Below are 6151 nucleotides of genomic sequence, written 5' to 3'. Positions count from 1 at the left end.
GTGTCGGGCGGCTCGGTCGAGACGGGGGTGCTCGCCCTGGCCACCGCGGGCGTCGCGGTCGCCGCGGATCCGTCCGGCACCCGGGTGGCCGCGCGTGCCCGCCTGCCCCGGGACGGGCTGGACCTCTCGCTCGAGGGGGTGCCGGTCGGYCCGGAGCTCAGCGTGGAGTCCACGATGCCGTTCGGCTCCGGGTACCTCGGCTGGGCCGTCTACCCGAGGCTGCGCGTCGACGGCACCCTCGACCTCCCCGGTCGCACGGTCACGCTGGACGGCGCCGGAGGCTATGCGGACCACAACTGGGGTCGGTGGTGGTGGGGCGACGACGCCGGCTGGGACTGGGCCTGCTGGCACGCCCCTGACGGGCTGCTGGTGGTGTTCTCGCGCATGACGAACCGCGCGCACACGAGGTCCGGCCTGGTGCTGCTCACCGTGGAGGTCCGCGGTCGGGTGGTCCGGTTCGTCGACGACCAGGTGCTCGTCGAGACGACGGGGCGCACGTGGCCGTCGCGTCGCCTGCCCGGCGCGCTCGCCGCACTGCACACCGACCGTGCGACCGAGCGGCTCCCGTCGCGCGTCGTGGTGCACGCGAGCAACGGCTTCGACGGGCTGGACCTCGAGTTCGACGTGCGGGACGTGGCACAGCTGGTGATGGCGGAGCCCGCGCAGCCCGGCTCCGCCTTCCTGCACGAGCTCGTCGGGGCGTTCCGCTGCGTCGGGCTGATCGCCGGGACGCGGGTGGACTCCGTCGGGCTGGGGGTGGTCGAGCGTGCCGGATAGGGGGCTCGCGGCCTTCGTGGCGGCGCTCGTGGCGGGTCTGGACGCCGGAGACCCCGACGCGGGCGCGCGGGTGCGGAGGCTCGCCGGTGCGCGTGAGGCGCGGATCGGCCTGGACGACGAGGCGGTCGACGTGCGGTTCGACGGTGCGGGCGCGCTGCGCGTGACGTCGGCCGCCGCCCACGGACCGGCCTGCTGGGGCCGCACGGACCGGGGGACCGTGGTCGACCTGCTCGAGGCCCGGCTCGAGGTGCGGGACGCCGTGCTGACCGGCCGGATCGAGGTCGTCGGCACGGTGGAGGACGTGGCGGCGATCTTCGCGGTGGTCGAGGTGCTGCTCGCGTCCTCCGTGCGGCTGCCGGCGCTGCAGGCGCTCGCGGAYGAGCTCCTCACGGGCGCCGCTGTGGCACCGTCGTCGACCGCGCAGGTGGCGTGGTACCCCTCGGAGACCAGTCCCGAGGAGATGGTGCTGCTGGGCGAGCTGGACCTGCTGGCCGACGAACTGGGCGGCGTTGCTGGTTGACGCCCGACTTTGTCCGGGTCGATCCTGCTTGGTGACGACATCCCGCACGGCAACCTGGGGGTAGCCATGGGCTCCGACGTCCACCTCGACGGGCATCTCGGCTCGATCGGACCCGTCTCGATGAACCCGGTGGTGGTCGACCACATCGGTGCCATCGGTCCCGTCACGGTCGCCGGCATCCCCAACGAGTTCGGCATCACGATCCACGAGCCGATCCCCAAGATCCAGATGGGCATCGACCCCGTCACCCTGAACCCCCTGAACGCGACCATCACCCTCAACCCMGTCACGCTCAACCCGGTCAACCTCAACCTCGCCGTGACCGAGCTCCCCRAGACGCGCGCCCACCTGCCCGCCGACTTCACGGTCGGGCTGAGCCTGCTGGGGATGGACCTGCTGAGCATCCGGCTGTGCGGTGAGGCGCAGATGATCTCCGAGGCGTACAAGGCCGGACCCTGCGAGCGCTGCGGGTACACGGACCGCGACGACGACCTCGACCCGAAGGACGGCTGACACCGTGGCTCGTGCCACCCGGGCAGCGGCGGACGACGTCCGGGTCGCGCGGCTCGTCGGCCCGCCCGGCGCGGTGGTCGGAGTGGTCGACGTCCCCCCCGACCAGCGCACCTCGATCGTGCTGGTGCCGCCGGCGTCGAAGGAGCCCGACGAGGTCCTGTCGACCGCGCGGGTGCTCACGGCCCCCGCCGGTCCGGCGCGGACCGAGGTCCGGCTGCTGCTGGCCGACGACGCACCCTCGGGGGAGCGGGCGGCGCAGCTGCTCTGGGACGGCGGGGCCATCGACGTGCGGATCGAGGTGCTCGGGTCCCAGGCGGCCGAGGTCCGGCCGCTCGTCGTCCCGGTCTCCGGACCGGCCGGCGCGATCGTGCCCGTGTCGGTGCACGTGGTGAACCGGGGGAACCTCCCCGTCGAGATCGGCAAGGTCGCCGTGCTGGCGTTCGAGGAGCGGGAGACGCTCGAGCACGCGATCGCCGCCGGGCTGAGCGGCAAGGCTCGGGGTCTGGACCGGTGGGCGGTGGTCGCCGACACCGTGGCCGCCCGTCAGTCCGAGGCCGCCCGGGTGGTCGTCACGGACGGCGCCGGGATCCTCGCGCCGGGCGCCGACACGCTCGTGGCGGCCGAGGTGCACGTCCCGGCCGGCCTCCCGCCCGCCGAGCACGCGGGGACCTGGGTGGTTGCCGGGGTGCGCGTGCGGGTCGAGGTCCAGGTCACCGCCCCGGTGCCCACCCCGCGGAAGCGCAGCACACGAGCGAAGGAGCCGTCGTGAGCACTCAGCAGAGCATGACCGACCAGACGACGGCCGCGCTCGACGCGGTGGTCGGCGCCGGCCTGAAGCTCGGCCGGTCGATGCTGGACGCGATGCGGTCGTCCACACCCGTGTCGGACGTCGTCGCGGCAGCCGGCAAGGTCRACACGAGCGGCCTGCGCCTGCCGCAGGTGTCGCTGGGCACGCAGCCGTGCGGCTGCGCGATCCCCGACGCGTGCTTCCTGCCCGAGAAGCTGCCCACCGTCACGGCGCACGGCTGCCCGGGCGCCACGATGACGCTGCGGCTCGTCGTGACCAACGAGTGGCCCGCCAGCCGGTTCGTCGCCGTCCGGGTGACCGGGCCTGACGCCGGCTCGGTGACGGTCACGCCCGTGCAGCAGCAGATCGGGCCGTACGAGACCGCGACGTTCACCGCCACCGTGCACCTCCCCGACGACGGCTCCGAGTCGCTGTCGGCCCTCCTGTGGGTACGCGGCTGCCGCGACCACGTCGTGCGGTGGGAGGTGTCGTCGTCCGACGGCGGCTGTTCCTGCGTCCACGAGGTCGCGGTCCTGGACGAGCCCGACACGGTGCACCACTGGTACGACCACTTCTACAAGGAGCCCTGCTGCCGCCCGCAGCCGCGCCAGGGCCGGGTCCCGGTCGTCCATGGCTGAGCCGCCACCCACCGCAGGCGCGGACGACCTGGTGCGCCGGATCGTCGACGCGAACGTCGCCTACTACAAGGCCTGGGGAAGCCTCGTCACCGACTGGCTCGCCGAGGTCACCGCGGTGGCCAAGGAGGCCCCCCGCGTGGTGTCGCTCCAGACGCCCGGCCGGCCGGCGACGCACAGCCACGCCGACGCGCCCGTCGCGCACCAGCACACGGCCGACGACGCGCCGGCGCCCGCCGCGGCGTCGCTCGTGCTGGAGGGGCCGGCGGGCGCGCAGGCCGCCGGGGCGTTCGAGGTCGAGAACGTGCTGGACGCCGCGGCGGCGGGCGTCGTCGTCGTGGACCCGTTCCGCGACCCGTCCGGCCAGCCGGTCGACGTCGAGGTCACCGTCACGCCCTCGACCCTCGACCTGGCCGCCAAGGAGTCGGTCGTCGTCTCGTTGCGGGCCACCGTGCCGGACTCGGTCGTGGCCGGCGTCGACCATCGCAGCACCGTGCGCGTGGAGGGGATCCCGGCCGGCACGATCGCCGTCGTGCTGCGGCGCACCGACGCATGAGCGAGACCGCCAGCGGGGTGCTCGCCGCATCGATGTGGTCGTGGGCTGCGCTGGTCTCCGACCCGGCCCGCGCGACACGCCAGAACGCTCGCGCCCGTGGCGATCGCCTGGTCGTGGACGCCGCCCCGCCGACCCCCGGCGGGGGRCCGCTGCTCAGCCGGACGCAGCGGGGTCCGCGGCTGCTGGACGCGCCGACCAAGAACGACGGGCTGGTCGAGGAGTTCGACCGCCTGGCCGAGGCCTACGACTTCTACGTGCGCCCGTTCTCCGTCCCGCTCTTCTCCGAGGCCCTCGACATGCTCGCGCCCCTGCTCACGCCCGACGCCCGTGTGCTCGACGCCGGGTGCGGCCCCGGGCGGGAGCTGCGGGCCGTCGCGCGCCGGGTCCCCGACGGAGAGGTCGTGGGCGTCGACCTGGCCGCCGGGATGGTCGTGGGCGCGCACCGGGCGGCCTGGGCAGCAGGCCTGGACAACACGGCGTTCGTGCAGTCCGACGTCGGGGACCTGCCGCGGGACCTCGACGGCGCGTTCGACCTCGTCTACAACTGCCTCGCGCACCATCACTACCCGGATCCGGCGGCCGCGGCGGCGGGCATCAGGCGGTGCCTGCGGCCGGGCGGCCACTACGCGATCATCGACCCGGGCCCGGAGTGGTTCGTCCGGCTGGCGTCGGCACTCTCCCTGGCCGGCGACCCGGGGTGGATCGGCTTCCACACGCCCGAGCAGTTCCGCGTGCTGCTCGAGGGTGCCGGGTTCGTCGACGTGCGGTGGTACGACCTCCTGCCAGGGTTCGGGATCGCCCTGGCGCGCGTCCCGGACTGACACCGGTCACCTGACGCCCCTGACCCTGGGGCGCACCTACACTCGGCCGCGTGCCCGGACCCGCCGCCCCTCCTGACCTGCGCTCCCGAGCGCGGCAGAGCGGTAGCATCGTCGCGCGTCGCGTGCTCGATCAGCCGCTGCGACGCATCGGCATCGGCGGTGCGGTCGCACTCCTCGCGGTCACGGCGGCGTTCGGCGGTCTGCAGGAGCAGGCGCAGGACGGCCCCGAGATGCTCGCCGTCGACACCCCGGTCGAGGTCGCCCCGTTCGAGCTGACCGTCCACCGTGTCGTGTGGACCACCGCCCTGCCGGGCCAGTACCTCTCCGAGGCCGGCAACCGGTGGATCGGCGTCGTCGCGACGGTGCGCAACACGAGCGACGCGGGTCTTCTGGGCGGCACGCTTCGGGACGCGCTCACGCTCACCGACGTCGACGGGCTGGTGAAGGCGCACAAACCGATCGTCCCGGGGGTGACGTCCACGTCGATCGCGCTGCTCGAGGACGGCTCGTCGCTGAGCCCCGTGCAGCCGGGCCTGACGTACGAGGCCGCGTTCCTGTTCGAGCAGGACGGCTCCGTCGCACCGCCCACCAGCGCGACCGTCCTGGTGCAGCGGCACACCTGGCGCAGCGGCAGCCTCGATCCGACCGTGGCGTGGTGGGACCCGACGACGACCCTGCGGGGCGAGCTCGACGTGCGCGAGGCCGTGTCCGACGAGGACGAGGAGGTCGACGAGTGACCGTGCCCGAGCCGGTCGCACGTCGTCCCCGAAGGCAGACGCTCGGCGCCGGTGCGGCCGTCCTCGCCGCCCTCGCCGTGGGCCACGTCGTCGTCACCGCCTTCCCCGTCGACGAGCGCGTGCAGGCGTCGTTCGTGCGGTCCGCGGTCGTCGGTGAGCCCGTCGAGCTCCGGTACGCGCGCCTGACGGCGGGCGAGCCCGCGGGCTCGACGGTCCTCGACAACGACGACGGGACGCTGCTCGCGACGCCTGGCGTGTGGCTCACCGTGCCCCYGACGATCGAGGTCGTCGGCCAGCCGCGCGCGCTGAGCTTCGCGGAGCTTCTCGGCGGCGACGGTCGCACTTACACCGTGTTCACGGGCGGACGCTCATGGTTCCTCCCGGGCACCGCGCAGCCGGGGGTCCCTCGCTACGCGACGGTGCGCGTCGAGCTCCCGCCCGAGGCTGTGCCGGGGGCGCACCTGCGCATCGGGTCGGAGCAGAAGGACCAGCGCCGCGACGACGTCGCCGACATCGACCTGGGCCTCACGCAGGCCGACGCGGACGCGTGGGCGGCGGACGACACTCCCGTCCTCGCCGGCGCGTGGTCCGACGAGCCTCCGGAGCAGCCTTGAGCACGACGACCGACTCGCCGCCGACCTCCCGGTCCTGGTGGCGACGCAACCGCTGGGCCCTGGTCGCGCTGCCCGTCGCGCTGGCGCTCGCGCTCGTCGCGGCGGGCGACCGGGTCCGCACCCTGTGGTGGGAGCAGGACCTGCGCCGCCCGACCACCGTCGAGGCGGGCGAGACCGCTCCGTTCCACCAG

General features: G+C 74.4%; 10 protein-coding genes. All 10 read left to right on the top strand.

Features of this window, described 5'->3' with window-relative positions; genetic code table 11:
• A partial coding sequence (locus AC1DUQ_RS15710) for a hypothetical protein (RefSeq protein WP_477074100.1) occupies positions 1-777 on the top strand: 777 nt, incomplete at its 5' end.
• Entirely contained in the window at positions 767-1297 is a 531-nt protein-coding gene (locus tag AC1DUQ_RS15705) for a hypothetical protein (protein WP_477061797.1), read from the top strand. The genes AC1DUQ_RS15710 and AC1DUQ_RS15705, both read left to right, overlap by 11 nt.
• Positions 1298-1363: 66 nt before the next feature.
• Positions 1364-1810, top strand: a complete 447-nt coding sequence (locus tag AC1DUQ_RS15700; protein ID WP_477074099.1) for a hypothetical protein — start codon at positions 1364-1366, stop codon at positions 1808-1810.
• Positions 1811-1814: 4 nt separating this feature from the next.
• On the top strand, positions 1815-2579 hold the full coding sequence (locus AC1DUQ_RS15695) for a hypothetical protein (protein ID WP_477061798.1): 765 nt from the start codon (positions 1815-1817) through the stop codon (positions 2577-2579).
• Positions 2576-3235, top strand: coding sequence for a hypothetical protein (locus tag AC1DUQ_RS15690; RefSeq protein ID WP_477074098.1), 660 nt, complete (start codon positions 2576-2578; stop codon positions 3233-3235). The genes AC1DUQ_RS15695 and AC1DUQ_RS15690 overlap by 4 nt, the downstream gene beginning before the upstream one ends.
• On the top strand, positions 3228-3788 hold the full coding sequence (locus AC1DUQ_RS15685) for a hypothetical protein (RefSeq protein ID WP_477061800.1): 561 nt from the start codon (positions 3228-3230) through the stop codon (positions 3786-3788). The genes AC1DUQ_RS15690 and AC1DUQ_RS15685 overlap by 8 nt, the downstream gene beginning before the upstream one ends.
• Positions 3785-4609: a class I SAM-dependent methyltransferase gene (locus AC1DUQ_RS15680; RefSeq protein ID WP_477061801.1), complete on the top strand. Its 825-nt coding sequence runs from the start codon at positions 3785-3787 to the stop codon at positions 4607-4609. The genes AC1DUQ_RS15685 and AC1DUQ_RS15680 overlap by 4 nt, the downstream gene beginning before the upstream one ends.
• Before the next feature lie 122 nt (positions 4610-4731).
• Positions 4732-5346: a hypothetical protein gene (locus tag AC1DUQ_RS15675; RefSeq protein ID WP_477061802.1), complete on the top strand. Its 615-nt coding sequence runs from the start codon at positions 4732-4734 to the stop codon at positions 5344-5346.
• Between the two features lie 2 nt (positions 5347-5348).
• Positions 5349-5960: a hypothetical protein gene (locus tag AC1DUQ_RS15670; protein WP_477074097.1), complete on the top strand. Its 612-nt coding sequence runs from the start codon at positions 5349-5351 to the stop codon at positions 5958-5960.
• A partial coding sequence (locus tag AC1DUQ_RS15665) for a hypothetical protein (RefSeq protein WP_477074096.1) occupies positions 5957-6151 on the top strand: 195 nt, incomplete at its 3' end. The genes AC1DUQ_RS15670 and AC1DUQ_RS15665, both read left to right, overlap by 4 nt.

The organism is Cellulomonas sp. P4_B5_2, from assembly GCF_056402235.1.
The sequence above is the reverse complement of the archived record's forward strand: the minus strand, read 5'-3'. Positions and strand labels throughout refer to the sequence as shown.

Coding starts and splice junctions, on each gene's coding strand:
- AC1DUQ_RS15685 (WP_477061800.1), top strand. CDS start 3,228: ATGGCTGAGCCGCCACCCACCGCAGGCGCGGACGACCTGGTGCGCCGG.